Below are 21,054 nucleotides of genomic sequence, written 5' to 3' on the forward strand. Positions count from 1 at the left end.
CTTGGCTAGAGCCGGGTACACATGCGTCGATTCAAGCCGGTGCCCGCCTCGTCCTGCGCCAGTTTGACTATTAACTATATTATTATAAACATAAACCACAACGTCATTCGGAACGATCATCGTAGTGAATTTCCGATACAAAAAGACAGGAATCGGGCCGACCGTTGTCGAATCATTGCTCTCGTACGTCATGGGTCGGCGTCTTACAGAGTATCATGAGAGGCTTTCATCATTGCAAACCGATTGAGCGAAAATCTAAGACACCCATCATTTGGCACCAAGGAGGTTATCATGGCGCGTACGGAACGAAAAAGACATCTGTATGAAGTTGACCTGATGCGTGCGTTCATTATGTTGAGCGTGATCTGCGTACATACACTAGCGCGATTCATTGAAATGGAACCCCAGCAAGCGGTAACGCCTCTATTGGTATTGGGAGCCATCATCACGCCTTTACATTTCACTCGCGAGGCCTTCATGTTTATCACAGGTCTGGTGCTTTTTATCACTTACTATCGGCGTGACTTTAGCACCTTGAAATTCTGGCGTAAACGATTCGCCTTGATCGCGATCCCCTACCTCTTTTGGAATATCATCTACATCATATTCGGCGACATCACCCGGGGTACATATGATTGGTCTATCGGTTCACTGGTCCGAGTATTGGTGCATTCGCTTGAGGTTGGAAATCAGTTCTACTTGTATTATGTGCTTGTAACGATGCAGCTCTATGTTGTGTTTCCGATTCTACTGTATGGACTTCGGAAACTGGAACGCTGGCATACACACATTTTTATTGGCAGCTTTTTATTGGAGTTAGGTCTGATGTACTTAACAAAATTTGTATTGTCTCATCTCGATCCGTCCAGTTTGCCGGGGATCTTGTCTCACTTGGATGCGCATCGACAGACATTTTTACTGACTTACCAATTTTGGTTTATTGCTGGTGGCATCGTAGCCTGCCATTACGACCGTATCCTGTCATTCATGAATAGACATCCACGCATGTTGTGGACGACGCTCGGAGTAGCGGTGGTCATCGTGATTGCACACTACTTCGTGGATCAATTGGTCCTCATGGAGGGAAGCAGTCTATCCGAAACCGTGCTGCAGCCCATCATGGTTCCATTTAGTCTCATTGTGATAGCATCCATGTGGTATGCTGGGTTTCAATGGGCTAAGCGGCGTGAATTGCCAACCTGGCAGCCATTCAGTCGTTTCGTCAGAATTGCATCAAACACGTCCTTCGGTATCTTTTTGATTCAACCGTTTCCGTTATACATCATGGAAACGACCGTCCAGCATCTCCAAGTGCCAAGCTGGGTACATTTTAGCTTGATACCTATCTCGGTTCTGTTTGTTTACTTTTCCTCCATGCTGGTAGCCTATGGTATAGGAAAAGTCCCAGGTCTTGCGTATTGTATCGGACGCAAGGTCAATTTCCGTAAACGAATGGTTCAATCCACGTCGGCAACTGCCTGACCACTACATACTGCGTCAATCCTACCTGGTTCGACTGAGGGCTACCTAGAGACAGCCATCCTGAAACAACAGGGAACAGCAAGAAAGGAATCATTGATGAGCCCACACAAGAGGAATCTGCAGACCAGGTATCCCGTTCGACATGCCATCCAAGCTATCAGTGTGATAACGTTGTGCATCATCACGTTCGTTGCCGGTTGGAAATTTCGAGACTACACTATGCATCGGTCTAATCGCCATGTGACTCAATCTCAATATGCGGTTCAACATTCTAGTCCAGTCAAGCAGACGGAAATAAAGCTCAACACCACACTCAGTACAGAAACAGTCGACGTATTTGGTGGCTCCATGGCCCACGGTTGGTTAGACCCACATTCTGACTCATACGTGAAACGGGCCTTCTCCGCACGAAGCATGAGTACCGACACAAATTACAAATATGTGGACCATACAATTGTGGGGGAAACTCCTGTCAGGATGCAGGAAAGCGGCAAGTTTCAACTGTGGTTGAAGAAAGACCGTCCTCAGATTGTCGTTTTGGCCTGGGGATTGCTGAATTCGATTGCAAGCAAGCATAAGACGACGGTCACCCAGTTTGGAGACGCTATCCGCGATGAAATTGCGGATGCTTTAAAAGCCCATGCGGTTGTGCTCATCGTGACGCCCCCCGTCGTGCAAGCCTCTGCTACAGTGGAGCACGCGAAACAAGAGGTATTTATCAGAAAATTATTCAGTGTCGCGGACTCATTCAACAATAGGAACGTAGTGATTCTGGACGTATATCATCAAATGGAAGTCTACATACAAGCCCACCATCAAACCTACCGCATGTATTACGGAAACATCTGGCACCCCAATCAGGCCGGTCACGAACTCGCCGGTACACTTCTGGAAAATGACCTGGTTCTGAAATTCGGATTAGGCGCTATTCAATTTCATTCGTGAGCTTCGGATCCATTAGGTCCTTTAGGTAGCGCGGACTGACGTCATTTTGGAAACGCTATGTATACCCATACATCCTCCGCCTATACGGAAAATAGAGGAAAGCAGAGGCGCCGTGAACCCAGACATGAGGTCTGCAGCGCCAAAACCCTCTGCTTTATTTATCAAGTCTACGATCCGCACGCCTTGTTGGGTGATTTAACCGTCAATTCACCAGCACCCGGCGCATCTGTTGATTGATTTCCGTTATCGCCTCGCTCCAGGCAGAGTTGGGATTCTTATTGTTATGGGCCACCAGCGCCAACTCTTGCGTGAAGTAATTATTAATGGTGGCGTCGTAGGGACTTTGAAACCCTATGTCAATAGCCTTGTCCGATGCAGAGAAGTATCGATTGATGTTTTCGCCACCGAAGTATGAAGACGGCTTATTCATAATGGGATCCGCGAAGGCGCTGGGAGCGGATGGATAGAGACCCAGGCTAGCATACGCTTGTGCCTGGTGCTTCGGGTTCTGCAACCACAAAATGATTTTGGCGGCCAACTCAGGATACTTACAATCCTTGGTGACGCCGATGAACGATCCACCCAAATCAGCCGGTCCTCCTGGAGCTGACGCAATGCGCCAGACCCCCTTGCGAGTATCTGACTGCTCCAGTTGCGGAACCATCCAACTCGCCCCGACAAAAGACGCAAATCCATCGTGCGTTGCGGCCGCACTCCAAGCAGTTGTCCACTCGTCCACATCAGCTGACAACCCTTTGTGATGAAACTCGACCGCCAGATTCCACGCGTGCTTCACCACAGGGTTTGTCTCATAAATCGGTTTCATGTCCGATGTAAAGTAATAGGTTTTGCCCTGATTGAGTGCGGCATTGTAGACCGTGGTCAGATTATCCACCAGTGGGACGCCTGTCTTCTGCTTGATGTGCTCACCAGCCTGGATGTAGTCGTCCCACGTCTTTAATTTCTTGGACACCTGTTCCGGGGAGGTCGGCAATCCTGCCTTTTTGAACACTTTCGTATTGTAATACAGCACCACAGGACCCGTATCCATGGGAATGGCCACCTGATACTTGTGATCAGGCGTGGAAGCCAAGTTCCACTTCCAGGCCAGGTATTGCTTCTTCGCCTTGCGCACTTCCGAAAACTGATTAAGGTTTACGAACTGATTATAGTCCTTCACCATAGTCGCAATAAAATCTGCGGAATTTATGGCGGTGATGTCGGGAGCATCGTCTGCATACATGGAGGCTATCAGTTTGGACTCAAAATTGCCGCCAATCTTTTCCGCCTGTAGATGCACGTTCGGAAAGGCTTTGTCCACCTGCTTCAAGAGGTCATCATTGATCGAATCGTTCCAATACCACAAAGTCAGCGTGATCTTTCCATTCTGATGGGCAGAGTTCTGCCCACAACTGGCGGTACATACCACCATAAGAAGTGTGAATACAACTGCCACAGCTTTCTTATATGTCATACGTCCCATCTCCTCTCTCACTTCGTCTTGTTTCGACGAAATGGAGTCAGCTCTTGACGGCACCAATGGCGACAGACCCCATAATCTTTCGGCTGAATATGGAAAATAGAATGATGAGTGGAAGGGTTGCAAGCAGTGTGCCCGCCATAATCATGCCATAGTCCTTGAAATAAATTCCATTCAGAGATGCCAACATGACCTGGACTGTGAAATTCTGTGGACTGTTTAAGACCACCAGTGGCCACAGATAATCATTCCAGCTGCCCATGAACAAGAAGATACCTAAGGCCACCAGAGTCGGGCGCAGCACCGGCAAAGCCACGTGGTAATACAGACGAAAGTTCCCACAGCCGTCGATACGGGCTGCATTGAGCAGATCATCATGGATAGCTGATTCCGCAAACTGCCTTATCCAAAATATCCCAAATGCACTTGCCAAACCCGGTACAATGAGCGCCTTGAGGTTGTCTACCCAATGGAACGTCTTCATAATGGTAAACAGCGGGACGAGACTCAACTGCCCTGGGATCATCATCGTGCCCAGCAGAATCAAGAACAAGGACTTTCGCCCGGGAAATTCAAACTTGGCGAATGAGAAACCGGCGAGCGAGGTAAAGAACAGTGTAAGCAAGGTGCTCAGACCTGCAACCACCAAGCTGTTCCACATGCTGTGGAAGAAAGACACTGCCGACAGCAAGTGATGAATATTCGTGAGAAATCGATGACCAAAGGTTAGCTTGGGAGGATAAGAAAAGATACTTGATGTGCCGCGGGTCGACATCGCAATCAACCAATAAAAAGGGAATATTGAAAATAAGAACCATATGATTAGACCAAGGTAGAGAAACAACTTAGCTGGAGATACTCCCTTGCTATCGATCCCCTTTTGCACACAGACCCCTCCTCACGATTTGGATATCCGGTTAACCAGCAGGGAGTTGAGTAAGGAAAGAATTAAGATGATGACGAAAAGAAACCAGCCAATCGTCGACCCGTAGCCAAACAGATGGTTGCTAAAGGCCTGGTTGTAGAGATATAAAACCATCGTCACTCCGCCGTGGCCCGGACCACCCGATCCATTCGTCAACACCTGAGGCTCTGTAAATACCTGCATACCTCCGATGGTGGACATGATGACCGTGAACAGAATAATGGGACGCATGAGTGGAATCGTGATCCGGAGAAAAGTCTGGGTCGCCGAGGCGCCGTCGATGCGGGCCGCATCGTAGAGCTCTTCAGAAATCGACTGCAGTCCAGCGAGGTAAATGATGGAGTTGTACCCGGTCCAGCGCCAGATGATCATGATGGCAACGGCAATCTGAAGCCAGAAGTTTGAATTCAACCAATCGACGGCACCGAGCCCGAGCTTTTCTAGCAAGTAATTCAATAGGCCAAACTTCGTTTGAAAGAACGCCCCAAACAGTACGGCCTCAGCGACGATAGAGGTGATGTTGGGGAGGAAAAAGCTGAATCGCCACACACTCCTCAATCGCACAAAGGCGGAATTGAGCAGAAAGGCAATCACCAAGGCGAAAAATAGCATTGGAATCGTGGATTCTACCCAAATAACGAGTGTATTAAAAACAGATTGCCAGAACTGCCCATCCGTGAGAACCAGTTCAAAGTTTTTCAGCCCGATATACTCCATAACCCCTAGGCCGTCCCAGGAGTGAAACGACAAATACACCGAAAATACAATGGGAAACAGACCGAAGACGGCAAATAAAATGTAAAACGGAGAGATAAAGAGATAAATGGTGCGGTGCCGTTTCACCTGTTTCCATCGTTGCCCCCAGACGGACACCCGAGCCGTGGAAGACGCGTGGATATCCGGATGAGTGATGCCCATTCATATCCCTCCCACATATTAGTCACGATCGATAGAATACACAAATTTACATATATTCAGATATAAAAATCCAAAGATCGGCCATCCTCAGGCAGGGTGTCGGGCGAACACCCTGCCCAGGCGAGGTCCTTTAATCCAACGATACCGGCCTGCCGCTTGCGGCCGACCGGTTGGCCGCGGCGGTCACCCGCTGCGTCAGGAAAGCGTCTTTGTATGTGGACAAGAGTCGACTGGGGTCACCACTGCGAACAGCGTCCAGGAATGCGATATCCTCGCTGAGATAGGGATTCTCCTGATTGCGGTAGATGACCGTTTGCGCAGTCGTGCGCTCGGTCAAACCGTCCCCGCGGATCTCCAGAATCGCATCCCGGGTGAGGATATCGAGGCCCACCGTATAGCCCTGATTCAGCAGACAGGTATTCGATATCGTGCCAACAGCTCCGTTTTCAAAGCGGAGGGTAATGCAGCCCACGTCCGGAACCGTCACCCCTTCCACGATGTCCTGCATGCCCCGCTGCGCGAAGACGGCGTAGACCTCGCGCACATTTCCCAGCAGATAGCGGGCGAGATCGACAATGTGCGTGGTCTGCTCCACCAATTGTCCGCCCGACTGGTCCATTCGTCGCCACCACGAAACCATGGGCATATCTCCCATCCAGTACCCCTGCACCATCGCCGGAATGCGCCCAGCCAGGCGCTCCTTGGCACGCTGTGCAGCCTGGGCATAACGCCAGTGATACCCGACGGCCACGATAGACCGGCGCGATTCGATGGTGTCAAGAATCTGGCGAGCCGGGTCTTCGCCTATCGAGATCGGCTTTTCGACAAACATGGGCAGGCCGTGCTCCAACACCGAAAACTCAATCTCCCCATGCGCAAACGGAGGTACACAGACATACACCGCGTCGAGGGCTGCCTGCTGCAGCATCTCCTGCATGTCGTCGTACGCGGCGCATCCGTACCTGTGGGCCATTTCTTGCAGACGCTCGGGATTCACGTCATACATAGCCGCTACCTGCGCACCGTCCGTCGCAGCAATGTTGCGCAGATGCACCTCGGCGATACCGCCGACGCCGATAAAACCAATACGCAGAGTCATGGTAACCGTCCTTTCTCTCATTCGTTGGGCAGCAGGGATTGCATGAAACGGAGACTCTGTCCCAGCGCCTCCCCACCGCCCTCAGGAACGCCACATTCAAGCGACATCCAACCGCCGTAGGCGATCTCAGACAGTGCAGCAAACACCGCTGCGAAGTCGATGTGCCCCATTCCAGGCAAAAGGCGGTTGGAATCCGCCAGGTGGACATATCCAAGCCACGACTTTGCACCGCGCAGAGCATCCGGAATGGAAGCTTCCTCGATGTTCATGTGGAAGACATCCGCCAACACCGTCATATGAGGTGAAGCCACGCGTTGGCATAGTTGAACAGCCTGCTCTATGCGGCGCACGAAGTGGGTCTCATAGCGATTGAGCGGCTCGAGAATCAGCTGGGTGCCCTGGGTCCCCGCGTATTCGGCGAGTTCGCCCAACTGTTCCACCAGGAGTTCCTCTTCAAGCTGTTCGGAGGTTCTCCAGGGACTAAGGTCTGGGAGACGCGGTGGGCCGAATATCGGTACAAGAATTAACCCTTGCGCCCGCACTTCAGCGGCCAGCGACAGCAAGGTGCGAATCTGGTCGCGCGCCTGGGCGCGCTCCCCTTTGTCGGGAAACAAGAGGCCGAACTTGTAGCCACCGCAGACACACGTCGCAGACACCCCGGAATCCTCCAACGCCCGACGGATCTCACCTACGCGCCCGGCGAGACCGTCGCCCCGCAGTTCCACGCCGTCATAACCTAAGGATTGAAGGTTGTCCACCTTCTCTTGAAACGTGCTGCCGGGAACTAAGTTTTCCTGCACGGCAAACTTCATCGGCGCACCTCCTTATGGGCAAACACCCACCGAGCCTGCCTCGTGGGTTACGGCTATTGTATATGAAAGCGAATTCACATAGAATATAAAATAAACTGTCCGGCATAGGAAAAAATGAAAGGGCGGAGAGGTTTACAAATGGGTGATCGAAATCACCTGGTGACCTCCGAATGGGAGCAGCGTCTCCCGCTACACATTCAGTCGGTAGGGATTCGACCGCATCAAGAATCGGTCGTTCGCGAACACGGTTTCTTCTGTTATCACTGGCTGCACACGATTGGGGGAGTTGGCGAATTTACACTTTGCGGCAAGACTTTCCGGATGCCGGCAAACAGGGGCATTCTCCTTGGTCCCGACACACCGCACAGTTATCAAGCGGTGACCCCCAATTGGAGCACCTGGTTTCTCACCTTCGACGGTGTGCTGTCCCACGCCATCGTCTCGACTATCGGAGTGCCAACCGGCATACCGCTGAGCTGGGAGCCCGACTCGCCGCTGGCGTCCATTCACGAACACTTTGACACGAACTGCCAACCTGGCTATGATTTTGCCGGCTTGACGGGCAGCGTGGAGGTCTACGCATTCTTGATTCACCTGCGCAAGTACGCGTGGATCAGCGGACAGTCCCCATTCTCCAAGTGGCATCAGAAATTAATGCCGGTTCTGACTGCATTGGAGACAGAATACGCGAACCCCAACGTTGGGCTGTCTTGGATGTCTCAATTGTTGGACATGAGTCCCCAGCGGATCAACACGCTGTTCAAGCACGTCTTTGGCATCAGTGCGTACCAATACGTGCTGCAGCTGCGAATTGTAAAATCGAAAGAGATGCTGCTGTCCACTACCGAAGCCTCCATTCAACAGATTGCTGGACGTGTTGGCTTCTATGACGCGAGCCACTTCATTTCCACCTTCCGTCGCTATGAAGGACTCACGCCGGAGCAGTACCGGCGGCAATACCTGGGCTGAGAGAGGAATGTGGGTTCCAATCCGCCCCTTGATGCCGCTGGCGCGGCTCTCTACAATAATGGGGTCTGTGTGATCTTCCGCAGACCGCCAGGTCGCGTATGGCGCGGCCGTACACAGAGGAGGGAAAGGCGTGACAACTAGGAAGCCGAATGATCAGGTCACCGGAGCTGCGTCGGCGCTGAGCGCCTACCTGCTGTGGGGCATTCTGCCCATCTATTGGAAGTGGTTGTCCGGCGCCACGCCGGAGGAGATACTGGCCCACCGCATTCTCTGGTCCTTCGTCTTCATGATGTTGCTGTTGTTGGTGACACGCAGCCTCACGACCCTGGCCACCGACGTGCGGCAACTCATAGCCACGCCGCGCAAGGCGCTGCTCATCGTCGGCGCATCCGTACTGATTACGGTGAACTGGTACACATTCATCTGGGCGGTCAACCACGGACATGTGATTGAGTCCAGTCTCGGGTATTATATCAACCCTCTCGTCAGCGTATTGTTGGGCGTGATATTTCTCAAAGAGAAGCTATCCATGTGGCAAATTGTCTCCGTGCTGGTAGCCTTTTTGGGTGTACTGCTGCTGACGTTGCACACGGGAACCTTTCCGTGGGTATCGCTGGTGCTCGCCGTGTCCTTCGGAGTCTATGGCCTGTTCAAGAAGACGGTGCACCTTGGGGCCATGACCGGGCTGGCTATTGAAACGTCCATCATGACCCCCGTGGCCGTCATCTTCCTGGCCTGTTTTTACAGCGCAGGCGGCCATGCGTTACCGCTCCACGAGGCGCGTCTTACGTGGCTTCTGCTGGTATCAGGCGCCGTGACGGCGGTGCCGTTGCTCCTGTTCGCGAGTGGAGCCAATCGCATCCCCCTGTCGCTTGTGGGGTTCTTGCAGTACATCGCTCCGACCATCATGCTCATCCTCGGGACATTCCTGTACCATGAACCGTTCAACCAGCAGGACCTGGTGGCGTTCATTCTCATCTGGGTCTCGCTGGCGTTGTTCACGGTGGCCCGCACGCGGCCGTTTGCCTGGATGGAACACAAGTTGTACCGGGGGCTCACCCTACACCACTGAGACCGGTTGAACCGCCCGGGACCTATGACCACTCGTCTCCCCGTACCCGTGCGCCACAGGCACACCTCGGCGGAGCCTGGGATTTCATGTCAGGCTGACGAGGCGTGCAATCGGACGCGAGTTGGAGGCGAGTCCGACTCGCGACCCGACGCCAAGATGTGAGGAGGAAACGCGGCCGCCGCGTGCATCTTCGGGATGTCCGACGGCAGTGTCTGGACGAAATGTTCCAGGACGTGGCCCAAGGCCGGCCGGAGGAAACGGACTGTCGCGACAACCGGCACAGCATCGCCATGGTTTTCGCCGCATTGAAAAGCGCCCGCAGCGGGCGAAAGGCGACACTGCCATATCTGATGGTCCCGGCAGAACTCCATCGAATCCGGCATCTACATCCGGCCGCTCGGAAGATGACCGCAGTGATTGACAACCGGCAGCGCCCTCTTTATAATTCCTGCAAATCGTATAGATGTGGTGGCGACTGGAAGAGCGTCTAGGGATCCGCTCTGGGCGAACCGAGCGACGCTGCGCACGTGTGCGTACACCGTAAGGGATAAAAGCCCTTCGGCAAGTTCCGGGATTTACCGGACCTGGGCCGAGGGGTTTTTTCCTTTACCGCGTCAAAGCAGCGGCCGCGCCAACTACATCGGCGCCAGGACGTACAGAAGGGAGAGAGTGCAGGGTGGCTGCCATTATTGAAGTTCGTCAGTTGACCAAAACCTTCCGCCAATCCCCAGGTCGAGACCGATTCCTGCAGTTGCCCTGGCGGAAGAAACGCTCGTATGCGAACGGCGCCGCAAAAGTGGACTTGAGTGCAGATGAAACGCATCCCGGCACCACCAAGGTCGCACTGTACCCTGTCGATTTTCAGGTGGAGGCCGGCGAAACCATCGCCTTCATCGGTCCCAACGGTGCTGGAAAGTCCACCACCATCAAGATGCTGACCGGCATTTTGCATCCCACCGGTGGTGACGCCCGTGTGCTCGGGCTGCGTCCTTGGGAAAAGCGAGTCGAACTGTCCTATCACATTGGCACCGTCTTCGGCCAGAAATCACAACTCTGGTACCATCTGCCGCCACGGGACACGTTTGACCTGATGGGAAGCATCTACGACATTCCAAAAGACGAGTACCGGCGGCGGCGGGACGAATTGGTGGAGCGATTTGACCTGGGACCGCTCCTGAACACGCCGGTGCGCAAGCTGTCGCTCGGCGAACGGATGCGCTGCGAGATCGCCGTGTCATTTTTGCACCGCCCGCGCATTCTGTTTCTCGACGAACCGACCATCGGGCTGGATGTGGTCGTGAAACAAACCATCCGCAATCTCATCCGGGACTTAAACCGGCAGGAAGGTGTGACCGTTTTTCTGACCTCGCACGATGCCACCGATGTCGAGTCACTGTGCCGGCGAGTGTTGGTTATCAACCAGGGCAGGCTGTTGTTCGACGGGCCCACGAGCCAGTTGTTGACGCGCTTCTTGCATTACAAGGAAATGCACCTGCAACTGCAAACCCCTGGGTTCGAGTTGGCACGAGAGGGCATCGAGGTACAACAGCTTGACAACGTGCGCTTCAAGCTGGTGGTGGATGTACTGCGGGTGGAGATTGACAAGCTTTTGGCCGACATTCTCCACCGTTACGCCGTGAAAGATGTGAGCGTGATGGAGCCGGCGATGGAAGACATCATCCGCGCGATTTACCTGGAGCAGACGCCACGCGCAACCCAAGCTCCGACGGCTCTGCGTGAGGAGAGAGTTTTATGACCGGAATGACCAGAGTGACCGGCTGGCCCGTGCCCGCCAGAAGGCACACCCGCCGACTGGGCAAGTACTGGGCTGTCTTCCGCATATCGTTGCGCAATCAATGGGCCTACGTCCCGGAACAATCGGTGCAGGGCATCTTCCTTGTCGTCATCATGTATGTGTTCGCGGAACTGTGGTCGACCACCTACGGGACCATGGCCACATCCTCCATTGCCGGCTACGGCATCGCCTCGGTGGTCTGGTACCTAGCCATGACCGAGTCGATTGTGATGGGCTGTCCACGCCTCGCCATGCGGCTTTCGGAGGAGATCAAACACGGCGAGATTGCGTACCGGTTGACCAAACCCATCGGCTACATTGGTTACAACTTTGCGCAGTACCTGGGCGAGGCGAGCGTCCGCATCGGCTTGAACATCGTTCTCGCGGGCATGGTGGCTGCCCTGTTCTTTGGACCTCCCCCGGCCTCATGGGCGTCCGTCCTGCTGACCGTCGTCGCCACCGCGCTGGCCGTGTCCACCCAGTTCACCATGAACATGGTGATTGGACTCCTGTTGTTCTGGATGGAAGACGGACGAGGTTTGGATTTGATTTTGTCGCGTCTGGTGATGATTCTCGGCGGCATGATGATTCCGCTGCCTCTGTTCCCGGATTGGCTGGCCCGCGTCTGTGCGTGGCTGCCGTTTCAGGTCATTGCCTACCTGCCGGCCCGCACCCTGGTTCACCTGCGAGGTTACGATATCGGTCAAGCCCTCGCCACGGGCTGCGGCTGGATGCTCATCTGCCTGGCGGTGTGCACGTTCCTGTACGGGAAAGGGGTGAAGCGCCTGCATGTCCAAGGTGGGTAACCGCCTCCAACTTGCCCTCGCCTATTTCGTGTTCAACGTGAAGGGCAGCTATGCCTTCAGGGCGAGTTTTTGGCTAGAAGTAGTCAGCATGGTGTTCAACGACGCCATCTGGGTGACGTTCTGGTTACTCTACTTCGCTCGCTTTCCGGTGGTAGGCGGCTGGCATCGCACCGATATCCTGTATCTGTGGGGACTGAGTGCGGTCAGCTTTGGCATCATGGATATCATGTTTGGCAACGCGCTGAACCTGGGACGCATCATCTCGGAAGGGGAGCTGGATATCTACCTCAGCCACCCAAAGCCTCCGTTATACCACGCCCTCATCAGCCGGCAAAATGTGGTCGGGTGGGGAGATCTCAGTTTTGGAGTCATGATGCTCGTACTCTCCACACCGCACACGGGACAGGCGGTTATACAGACGTTGGTGGCGCTCGCCGCCTGCACCCTGCTGCTCATCGGGTTTGTGGTGCTCACGCAATCCCTGGTCTTTTTCATCGGTGGACGAGAGGGACTCGGAGCGCAGTTGGCCGAGGTGTTTATCACGTTTTCCCATTATCCGTCCACCATCTTTCACGGCGTCGTGATTCGTGTGGTCATCTACGGAATCATCCCGGCGGGCCTTGTCAGCACGCTGCCACTGGCGGTAATTGACGGCATCCGCCCTTGGTTGGTCTGGGTGGCGCTCGGAGTTGGCGCCTGTGAACTCGCATTGGCCCGCCGTGTGTTCCATGTTGGACTCAAGGTATACACGTCCGGCAACCGGATCACCATACGTAGCTAAGAGTGCCGTGCGAGCGCGGAACTGAAATCCCCGCTTGCTCCGGCACTCCGCCACCCCGTCCGGCGACAGACGGATCCAGTCAGCGATACAACCGCCCTTGATACACAACAAAGCCAAACGGGTGGTGCGTCTCGTCGATGACCGCGTCACCCGGATTGCTGGCGCTCGGATACGCTTCATCCCGGGGAATGTACCGGCCTTGCAGCTCGATGGTCTGACCCGGCTCCAAGTTGGGAATCGGTCCCGACAGCCCCAGCTCATCGCCATAGCGAATCGCCGCAAACGCGGCATCGTCCACATCCCACTGCGTGCCGTTCCACACCTTCAGCACCTGAATTCCGTTCAGCAGCAGGTGATGGTGATAAGCGCCGTCCCGATGAACATCCGGCTCCACGCGCTGTATGACCGCCTGCACGCGCACGATACACTCGCGTGGGTGATGTGATGATGACGCACTCTCCGTCCCCCGCACAGGCACTGGCGCCGGCTGCGGCCGTGGTTGCACCTTCGTTCCCGTGGGCAAACTGGCCAAATATGAGATGAGTTTGGCCGCATCAAACGATCCAAACCCGGTGCACGCATCCCACCCGGCAACGGCGTCGTATCCTTTGACCCCGTTAAACGAGTTGTTGCCCGTGGTAATGTCGCGATACCCGAGCTTTGACGCGTCCCCGTAAAGAATTTTGGCCAGTCCTGACAGCGGCGGCAGCCCCTGCTGTTCGCGCGCCTGGTTGGCCAAGGCCAACACCGCAGCGAAAACGGGGCAGGACACAGACGTTCCCCCCACCACCACCGTCTGCCCCTGAAAGACGATTTGATAACCGGTCGCCGGATCGGCGTTGCAGGAAATATCAGGAATTCCACGACCGCTGCCGGAAATCTCACTTTGATAATCCGGCTTCGCAAACACAGAACTGAACCCGCCACCACTGGCCCCGCCGTTGTCCGGTCCATTGTATGTCCACGCACTTTCCGATCCGTCCGGTTGCAGCGACGTCCCCCCGACGGCTAACGCCATGGGCACGCTGGCAGGCGCGTCTGCGTGGCGGGTCTTCGGGCCGTTCGTGTCGTGCAAGCCGTATGCTCCCTGATCGCCCGACGCGACGCACACCGTGACCCCTTGGGCATCCAATTGCGCGATAAGGTCAGCCCACTGCCGAATGTCGTCCGCGTTGAAGGAAATCTCGCCGTCACCGTACGAGATCGACAAAACGGATGGCTGGTGCTGCTTGTCGTTGAGGATGTATTGCAAGGTCCGCGTCATGGACTTGGCAAAATCGTCATACGTCATGCCGGCATTGGCCTCGTACACAAGGATACGAGCACCCGGGGCGATGGCCCCCGCCCACTGCAGGTCCAGCGTTGCCTCCTCATCATCCGGGCTGCGGCCACCATCGTTTGGTGTGCCATCGACGGAAACAAACGTTACCTGGGGAGCGGCAATGCCGTGCAGGCGCCAAAACTGCTGGGCATCCCGCAGGTTGTAGCCGTTGGAGAACTCCAGGATACCAATGGTCTGACCCTGGCCATCCAAATTGTCTGGAATGTTGTACAACCGCCTGATGTCCTCTGGGTAGAAGCCTTGTCCACCGTTCGGAACCACTACACCTATTGAATACAGGACTCTTCGAATCATCATGCTCTTCCGAACCTCCTTTTCAGGCTACCCCCTTGTCCCTAGTGTACGTAGAATCACCTCACACCGAAAGGAATAAATACCCATATGGTTTGCCACCCATCCCCTGCACTATCTCGCGGCTGGTAGAACTCGTGGCAGTATCCATTGGGTCTAGGCATCTTCTCTCACCTGCCGTTCAGTGATATCATCGTGTATGACTATCAACTAATAAGCCTGAGCATCCCTACCAGCGCCACCTCATGAAGACAGTCCGTAACGCCAGCTTCACGACTCCCGACCATCCCACAAGGGGGCTATTGCCATGCCCACGATTCACCACGTATCCCTCATCGGACTTGGCGCCATCGGCGCCTCGTATGCGGCCAAACTGCATGCCATGGACAATCAATGCCTGCAAATTGTCGCGGATGCCCCGCGTATCGAGCGTTACCGCCGCGAGGGCGTGTTTGTCAACGGAGAACGGTACGACTTCAACTATGTCACCCCTGACATGCCCCTTGATCCGCCGGATTTGGTGTTGGTGGCGGTCAAGTACGACGGCCTCGACGGTGCCATCCAAAGCCTTCGCAACCATGTCGGTCCCGATACCATCATTCTCTCTTTGATGAACGGGATCTCAAGTGAAGAGATGCTCGGTCACGCTTTTGGGATGGACCGAGTTTTATACGGAATGTGCGTCGAGATTGACGCCTTGCGGATAGGCACGTCGGTGACCTACAGCACGTTTGGAAGGGTCTGCTTTGGGGAGAAGACGAACAAGGTGATCTCGCCCAAGGTCGAGGCGGTACAATCACTATTCGAACGTGCGGGGATTCCGTACGAGATTCCGGACGACATGCAGCGCATGATGTGGTGGAAGTTCATGATCAACGTCGGCATCAATCAGACCTCCGCTGTGTTGCGGGCACCGTATGGGGTGTTTCAACAACAGAAAGAGGCCCGCGACGTGATGCACGCCGCGATGCGGGAAGTCCTGGCGCTCTCGGAAAAGATAGGTGTGCACCTAACGGAGCAGGATATCGAACGTTTCCATCCAATCCTCAACGCGCTGTCTCCGGAGGCCAAGACCTCCATGCTGCAAGACATTGAGGCCGGGCGGACAACGGAGGTCGAGTATCTGGCCGGGACGGTGTGCCAGTTGGGACGCGTCTACGATGTCCCCACCCCGGTTAACGATATGCTGCTGAAGATGATTCGTGTACTGCAGAATGGGCATGCATAATGCGGACATTCCTACTGATTTTGTAAAATAAAGCTGTATCATAACATCACTTCTGTAAAATAAGGGTGTCTCCATTGAATATCATCCAAAGTTGGAAAACGGAGCGAAAAAGTGCAGGTAGCCAGATTTCTCACGTTGCGACAAACCTAGTGGACGACGGATGCAGGGCTACCTGCGCTTGTTTTCCACCTGCTATCTACCGCTTGTTGTCCATACATTTCTAATTTTGACTCTATTTTTCGGCGCTGAAGTCGTTCTGTCCGATGGCTCAGTACAGAAACGCCCACGCGAGCAAGATCAACAGTCCGGCTAAAATCGTCAGCATGTAACCCCACAGGTACCCATGCTGCCAATGCCGAATGCGGGACGTGACGCGCCGCATCAAGCGCACAGGTGCCAACCACGGGTTCACGGAAAGCCAGAAAGATGTTTCCCGCTTGAGTTTCCAAGCCCGCGGCACCGACGGCGAACCCTGGATGAGCTGTCGGTGAAGACGGTACCGCAGTAATCCAGCCCAAAACATGCGGTAGGGATTCACATAGGCTGAGCTTGTGTACTGAGACTGGGCTGTGCGGTGGTCGCGTCCGCCCAGCCATGAAGGGACCGTGCGCGCGGCGTACACGCGTTTTCTTGGCAATCGGCTCAACAAAAAGCCAAAGGCCGCAAACACAAGGAACCAGAACAGCACGTAGGTTGGACCCATGGTCGCGACAAAATCGCCTGGCTGAATTACGAGGCCTGGCGTGGGCAGGAAGCTGGGTGCAGCCCCACCCAAGGTGATGATGGTCGTATTCAGTCCTGGGCCGCGCGATACATTTGGCACGATATCGGTTAACTGCGTAGCGACGGAGAGTAGCGCGGCAGACACGTGCTCATAAGCGGGCATTGCCAGGGTCGGGAACCAGCCATATAGTGCGGACAGGACAGCCAAAATCGCGATCCCCAAACCGGCGGTCCGACCCGTTCGACGCCGGACGTGCACCTGTCGAGCCCCGCGGTCGTCTGTCAACGGTTGGCCGTTTGGGTCACCTGTATGGGCGTGATCTATGAGGGCGACGCCTGGCGGCGCGTCGAGACTGGCGGGTTGGGTGCTCATCGAAGCCCCGTAGTCCATACCGTGCCCTGAGGCCGCTCCAGACTTGTGGGTCCCCCGGTAGTGACCTGTCATCGAGAATGCGAACACTTTCAGAAATGTGGTCATGGCCAGCGCCGCACCTGCCGCGGCGACCATGCCACCCATTGCCACCACGACCTGTCCGACTCCAGGCAGGCTGCGATAGACCTGCAGCATTGCCTGAAAGGTCATCCACTCAGCCGCAAAACCACTGAAGGGTGCGACGGCCGCCAGCGTCAGACAGGCGACGAGAAATGCACAGCCTACGGCTGGCATTCTCCGCAGCAGACCGCCGAGTTGGTCCAGTTCAGCAGAGCCCGCGCGGTGACTGATTTCGCCCGCCGTCAGGAAAGCGAGCGACTTTGCCATCGCGTGCGAGACCATTTGCACGAACAGCGCCATCATCGCGACATTTGCGTAATGCAGGTTGTGGCGACCCGCGAAAACAATCGTGAGTCCGATGCTGATCAGCATCAGGCCCACGTTTTCCACGCTGCTGTAGGCGAGCAGCCTACGCATACGCCCCTCAATGACCGCGAACAGGGCCCCGGAAAACACCGCGGCTGCGCCGATCCAGAGTACGATGAACCCGATTGCCAGCGTGGGCACATCTATGCTGAGAATGCGCAGAATCCCAAACAGGCCAAGGTTCAGCAAGCCGCCCGCAAGCACGGCGTTCAAGTGCGGCGGCGCCGCGTCGTATGCACTGGGCATCCAGGCTTGCATCGGGAGGACGCCGCTCTTGGCGCCGAACCCCAGCAGAGCGAGCAGGAATACCGCGTCCCGCAATCCGGCGGAAGAGGCGGCCAAATGAGCTGCCAACGCGAGGAACGAGAACGGGTTAGCAGCTGCAGAAACAGCGGTCGCCGTGCTGGCGATTGATGCACTTAAAACGACAGCGATGACAAGAAACAAAAACCCTAATTCGCTGATGAGCACGGTCACGTATGCCGCTCTGCGCGCAGGACGGTGGTGATGATTGGAGAGAATGTACATATACGCGCACAGCGACATCGCTTCCCACGCAATGAGAAACGGGATCGCATCGGTCGATGTGAGCAAAAAGCTCGTGAAGATAAATTGAATCGCGACGATCATCGCCATGCTGCAGTCCGTCCCGGCGCCGTGATGACGGGTGTGGTCAATCGCGACGAACGCGCCGGCTGTTCCGATTCCACCAAGAATCAGAAATAGCAAGCTGCTGAGCAAGTCAACGTGGAAAGCCCATGTGCCGAACACCGGGATTGCGGGCAAGGAAAGCAACGGCTCTACACTGTGCTGGGTAAGGCCCATCACGCCCAACACTGCCTGCAAGATAGCGCCGACGGCAATCCACACCCACGGCCAGCGGGAAAAAGGCAGGTGAGCCGCGCGTCCCTGCGCAGACACGTGGCTGCGCCTGCCGGATACGCCCCAGGTTACGACGCTCCACGCAATCGACAGCAAAAATGCCAACAGGGAGACGAAAAACAAGCTACGCATGAGCAACCGCCTCCCCTCTGCGTGCAGCCGCCTGCAGCAGGCCGTTGATCAACGCGTACGGCGTGGGCGGGCAGCCTGGAATGAACACGTCGACCGGGATGACCTTGTCAATCGGCCCCACGAACTGTTCACTGTCCTGGAAGACCCCGCCGTGCAAGGCGCACACCCCGGCCGCCACGACCAATCGCGGCCGTGGCATGGCTTCATATGTCGCAAGCAGAACATCCCGCATCGCGTATGTCAGTGCGCCAGTGACCAACAGGACGTCGGCGTGGCGCGGGGAGGCGGTGAAGAAAATGCCGAGGCGATGGAAGTTGTAGTACGGATTTGACAGGGCCAGCACCTCGGACTCGCAGGCGTTACACGATCCGACATCGATGTGCCGGACATTCAGGCTCCGGCCGAACACCGCACGAAACCGGCGAAGTGTTGCCGAATCCACGGCGTTCCAATCCGGGCAGGCCTCTTCTTCCAAGGTGCCTCTATCCGACCTCGTGCCAGAGGCAATGGTGTCCGCGTTTGCCGCGACGGACCCGTCAGCGAGGACGCCCGCTTGGCGCTGGCTCCCCGACCACTCATTGTCTGCCGGAATGGAAAGGTCAATCTGCTTGCTCCATGCGAAGATGCCTTCCGGACATCCTTCCACACAACGACCGCAGCCGATGCACGCCAACGCGTTCACGACGGGAGCGTGGGTGGTATCGAACGCGATCGCGCCTGTCGGACACAGATCGATGCAGGAGCACGACTCTCGCCCGCAGGCTCGCGTTTCCGTGGCCACTGTCTGCCAGGCGGGGTGTCGTTGAGTGAGTTCTGCAGCGTTACGCGGATATTTCGTGGTGATGCGCCCACTTGCGATGCCGGCGCGTAGCCAGTTAGCCAACATCGGTATCCCTCCAGCATTCTTTTGCGTCGATTGTCTGCAGCTTTCTTCTGCCAATCTTGCAGCGCTGTGTAAGGCGTGCGAAGCCAGCCCTGCGCGCGAAGCAGCCAAGCGTCGGTTCACCGGTCGAGCCCGGCGTACGACAGTCCGAAGCTGGCATCGATGACTGGGAAGTCCGTTTGGATATTGCCATTTGCCGTCGCCAACCCGAAGACGGGCCAGATCCAGCTGGAAGCCGAACGAATGCCCCAGAACGCGATACGCCCGTGGTCTACTTGGACAACATGGCTGATACGGCCTCGCGGCCCCTCTACCGTGCCGCCCCCCCAACCTTTGGACACGGTGGGACCTGGTGACCCGTGCGGGCCGTCCGAATTCTCCGCATGGTTCGTCGATGCCAAACGTGACAGCAGGCTGCGGATCATCTGAATCGACACGGACCATTCCTGCACCCGCACTTCAAACCGGTCCAGCGCGTCCCCGTTGGCGCGTGGTACTACGCATAAAGTGAAACCCACATCGGATGTCCATGGCGCATATTCAAGGCGTGCGTCCGTCCGGATCCCGCAAGCACGCGCAGTGGGACCAACAAGTCCGTAGTCGTCTGCCCAATCTCTGTTCACAATGCCGGTGCCGACAAGTCGGTCGACAAAGGTTGGTGTGCGCTGGAGCAGTGACACGAACCGCTGCATCCGAGCATCAGCCGCCGCCAGGCGGTCCAGCACAATTGAGGAGACGGCGCGCCAGTCAATCGCGGCAGAGCCAAACGGCTTGATGGCGCCGCGAAGGTAGCGGCAGCCCGTTAAATCACCGGCGAGCCGCAGGCATTCTTCTTTGACACGCGCCACTTGAGCCTGCCCGACTGTCATCCCGGAAGCGGACGCCATCTGTGAAATGTCATGCGCGTGGTTGTAAAGGCGCTCAAGCTCCATGAACAACTGACGTTCCCATCGCACCGCATCCGGTGTGGCATAGCCGCTGGCCTGCTCGACCGCAGTCACGTACGCTGCCGTGTGGCCTGCAGTGGTCGTCCCCGAAATACGCTCGGCCAATAGAGTGACGTCCTCCACAGTGCGGCCCACCGCCATTCGTTCGATGCCCCGGTGCTTGTAAAAGAGTTGAGGCTGCAAATGCATAATCTGCTCGCCAATCGTGTCAAACAGAAAGTAGCCTGATTCCGTTACATCCGCACGCACAGGACCGAGTGGCAAGGAGAACACGCCTGCACCGGACGCCCGGCCGGACAGGGTGTGCATGTGCGGTTTTAACAAGGGGTGCAAATCCGGATGACCTTCAGGTACCCTCCCTGTACGGTCATGGACCTCCATTTCCGGCCAGAGTAGGGCCGGCCATGTATCCGCCAGCGAACGCCAAGTCTGTTCAGAGAGCTCTGCTTGGAGCCAAGAGCTTCGACCGGATGATGGATGGCCCACCACCGCAAGCAACGCGGGAGGATTGACCGAGTCCATTACGCCGTAGTAGAGCAGCTGCCGCTCGGGAGCCGGGCCTCCACGTTTGTAGGCTCGCCGCACAGACAACAATCTGCGCGCGAATGCGTCGAGGTCCAAGCGCTGCAATGTCTGACTGGGAGAGAGTCTCATCAGGTTCTCCTTCGAAATCACTGGCACGT

Annotated in this window: 17 protein-coding genes; 8 read left to right on the forward strand and 9 right to left on the reverse strand. The window is 55.9% G+C overall.

Annotation, left to right across the window (positions count from 1 at the left end; all coding sequences use genetic code 11):
* Window positions 1-291 precede the first annotated feature (291 nt).
* Together ASH01S_RS14665 and ASH01S_RS18580 are read left to right on the forward strand one after the other, a co-directional pair.
* Complete coding sequence (locus ASH01S_RS14665) at window positions 292-1,482, forward strand: acyltransferase (RefSeq protein ID WP_067929198.1); 1,191 nt, start codon at window positions 292-294, stop codon at window positions 1,480-1,482.
* A gap of 219 nt (window positions 1,483-1,701) precedes the next feature.
* Window positions 1,702-2,427 carry an SGNH/GDSL hydrolase family protein gene (locus tag ASH01S_RS18580; RefSeq protein ID WP_169794248.1) on the forward strand — a complete coding sequence of 242 codons (726 nt, stop codon included), beginning with the start codon at window positions 1,702-1,704 and terminating at the stop codon, window positions 2,425-2,427.
* A 202-nt stretch (window positions 2,428-2,629) separates the two neighbouring features.
* Here ASH01S_RS18580 and ASH01S_RS14675 read toward each other — a convergent pair whose 3' ends face one another.
* From ASH01S_RS14675 to ASH01S_RS14695, 5 genes are all read right to left on the reverse strand, one after another.
* The gene (locus ASH01S_RS14675; protein WP_157067160.1) at window positions 2,630-3,922 is read right to left on the reverse strand and encodes an ABC transporter substrate-binding protein; all 1,293 of its coding nucleotides are present in this window, start codon (window positions 3,920-3,922) and stop codon (window positions 2,630-2,632) included.
* Window positions 3,923-3,947: 25 nt separating this feature from the next.
* Window positions 3,948-4,793: a carbohydrate ABC transporter permease gene (locus tag ASH01S_RS14680; protein WP_245629098.1), complete on the reverse strand. Its 846-nt coding sequence runs from the start codon at window positions 4,791-4,793 to the stop codon at window positions 3,948-3,950.
* A gap of 12 nt (window positions 4,794-4,805) precedes the next feature.
* Entirely contained in the window at window positions 4,806-5,750 is a 945-nt protein-coding gene (locus tag ASH01S_RS14685) for a carbohydrate ABC transporter permease (RefSeq protein ID WP_083517217.1), read from the reverse strand.
* Window positions 5,751-5,880: 130 nt separating this feature from the next.
* The gene (locus tag ASH01S_RS14690; RefSeq protein ID WP_067929201.1) at window positions 5,881-6,849 is read right to left on the reverse strand and encodes a Gfo/Idh/MocA family protein; all 969 of its coding nucleotides are present in this window, start codon (window positions 6,847-6,849) and stop codon (window positions 5,881-5,883) included.
* A 17-nt stretch (window positions 6,850-6,866) separates the two neighbouring features.
* Complete coding sequence (locus ASH01S_RS14695; protein ID WP_067929202.1) at window positions 6,867-7,661, reverse strand: sugar phosphate isomerase/epimerase family protein; 795 nt, start codon at window positions 7,659-7,661, stop codon at window positions 6,867-6,869.
* A gap of 138 nt (window positions 7,662-7,799) precedes the next feature.
* On the opposite strand from ASH01S_RS14695, the gene ASH01S_RS14700 reads away from it, so the two are divergent.
* The 5 genes from ASH01S_RS14700 (at window position 7,800) to ASH01S_RS14725 (ending at window position 13,084) form a co-directional block, all read left to right on the forward strand.
* The gene (locus tag ASH01S_RS14700) at window positions 7,800-8,630 is read left to right on the forward strand and encodes an AraC family transcriptional regulator (RefSeq protein ID WP_067929203.1); all 831 of its coding nucleotides are present in this window, start codon (window positions 7,800-7,802) and stop codon (window positions 8,628-8,630) included.
* Window positions 8,631-8,760: 130 nt separating this feature from the next.
* Window positions 8,761-9,702, forward strand: coding sequence for an EamA family transporter RarD (gene rarD, locus ASH01S_RS14705; RefSeq protein WP_067929204.1), 942 nt, complete (start codon window positions 8,761-8,763; stop codon window positions 9,700-9,702).
* Window positions 9,703-10,378: 676 nt separating this feature from the next.
* A complete protein-coding gene (locus ASH01S_RS14715; protein ID WP_245629099.1) occupies window positions 10,379-11,458 on the forward strand; it encodes an ABC transporter ATP-binding protein in 1,080 nt (359 codons plus the stop codon).
* Window positions 11,455-12,303 (forward strand): ABC transporter permease, encoded by an 849-nt coding sequence (locus ASH01S_RS14720; RefSeq protein ID WP_067929206.1) that lies wholly within the window; start codon window positions 11,455-11,457, stop codon window positions 12,301-12,303. Before ASH01S_RS14715 ends, ASH01S_RS14720 begins: the two co-directional genes overlap by 4 nt.
* A complete protein-coding gene (locus ASH01S_RS14725; RefSeq protein ID WP_067929207.1) occupies window positions 12,287-13,084 on the forward strand; it encodes an ABC-2 family transporter protein in 798 nt (265 codons plus the stop codon). Before ASH01S_RS14720 ends, ASH01S_RS14725 begins: the two co-directional genes overlap by 17 nt.
* A 79-nt stretch (window positions 13,085-13,163) precedes the next feature.
* Here the strand turns inward: ASH01S_RS14725 and ASH01S_RS14730 are convergent, their stop codons facing one another.
* Entirely contained in the window at window positions 13,164-14,723 is a 1,560-nt protein-coding gene (locus ASH01S_RS14730) for a S53 family peptidase (RefSeq protein WP_067929208.1), read from the reverse strand.
* 301 nt (window positions 14,724-15,024) lie between these two features.
* Here ASH01S_RS14730 and ASH01S_RS14735 point away from each other — a divergent pair, with 301 nt between their 5' ends.
* Window positions 15,025-15,945: a ketopantoate reductase family protein gene (locus tag ASH01S_RS14735; protein ID WP_067929209.1), complete on the forward strand. Its 921-nt coding sequence runs from the start codon at window positions 15,025-15,027 to the stop codon at window positions 15,943-15,945.
* A 268-nt stretch (window positions 15,946-16,213) separates the two neighbouring features.
* Here the strand turns inward: ASH01S_RS14735 and ASH01S_RS14740 are convergent, their stop codons facing one another.
* The 3 genes from ASH01S_RS14740 to ASH01S_RS14750 all read right to left on the reverse strand — a co-directional run bounded on the left by ASH01S_RS14740 (window position 16,214) and on the right by ASH01S_RS14750 (window position 21,052).
* Window positions 16,214-18,541 carry a proton-conducting transporter transmembrane domain-containing protein gene (locus tag ASH01S_RS14740; RefSeq protein WP_067929210.1) on the reverse strand — a complete coding sequence of 776 codons (2,328 nt, stop codon included), beginning with the start codon at window positions 18,539-18,541 and terminating at the stop codon, window positions 16,214-16,216.
* Complete coding sequence (gene nuoB / locus ASH01S_RS18905; protein WP_067929211.1) at window positions 18,534-19,427, reverse strand: NADH-quinone oxidoreductase subunit NuoB; 894 nt, start codon at window positions 19,425-19,427, stop codon at window positions 18,534-18,536. The genes ASH01S_RS14740 and nuoB overlap by 8 nt, the downstream gene beginning before the upstream one ends.
* Window positions 19,428-19,543: 116 nt before the next feature.
* On the reverse strand, window positions 19,544-21,052 hold the full coding sequence (locus ASH01S_RS14750; protein ID WP_067929212.1) for a hydrogenase large subunit: 1,509 nt from the start codon (window positions 21,050-21,052) through the stop codon (window positions 19,544-19,546).
* Window positions 21,053-21,054 lie beyond the last annotated feature (2 nt).

Source organism: Alicyclobacillus shizuokensis NBRC 103103 (assembly GCF_001552255.1).
GTDB lineage: Bacteria > Bacillota > Bacilli > Alicyclobacillales > Alicyclobacillaceae > Alicyclobacillus_G > Alicyclobacillus_G shizuokensis.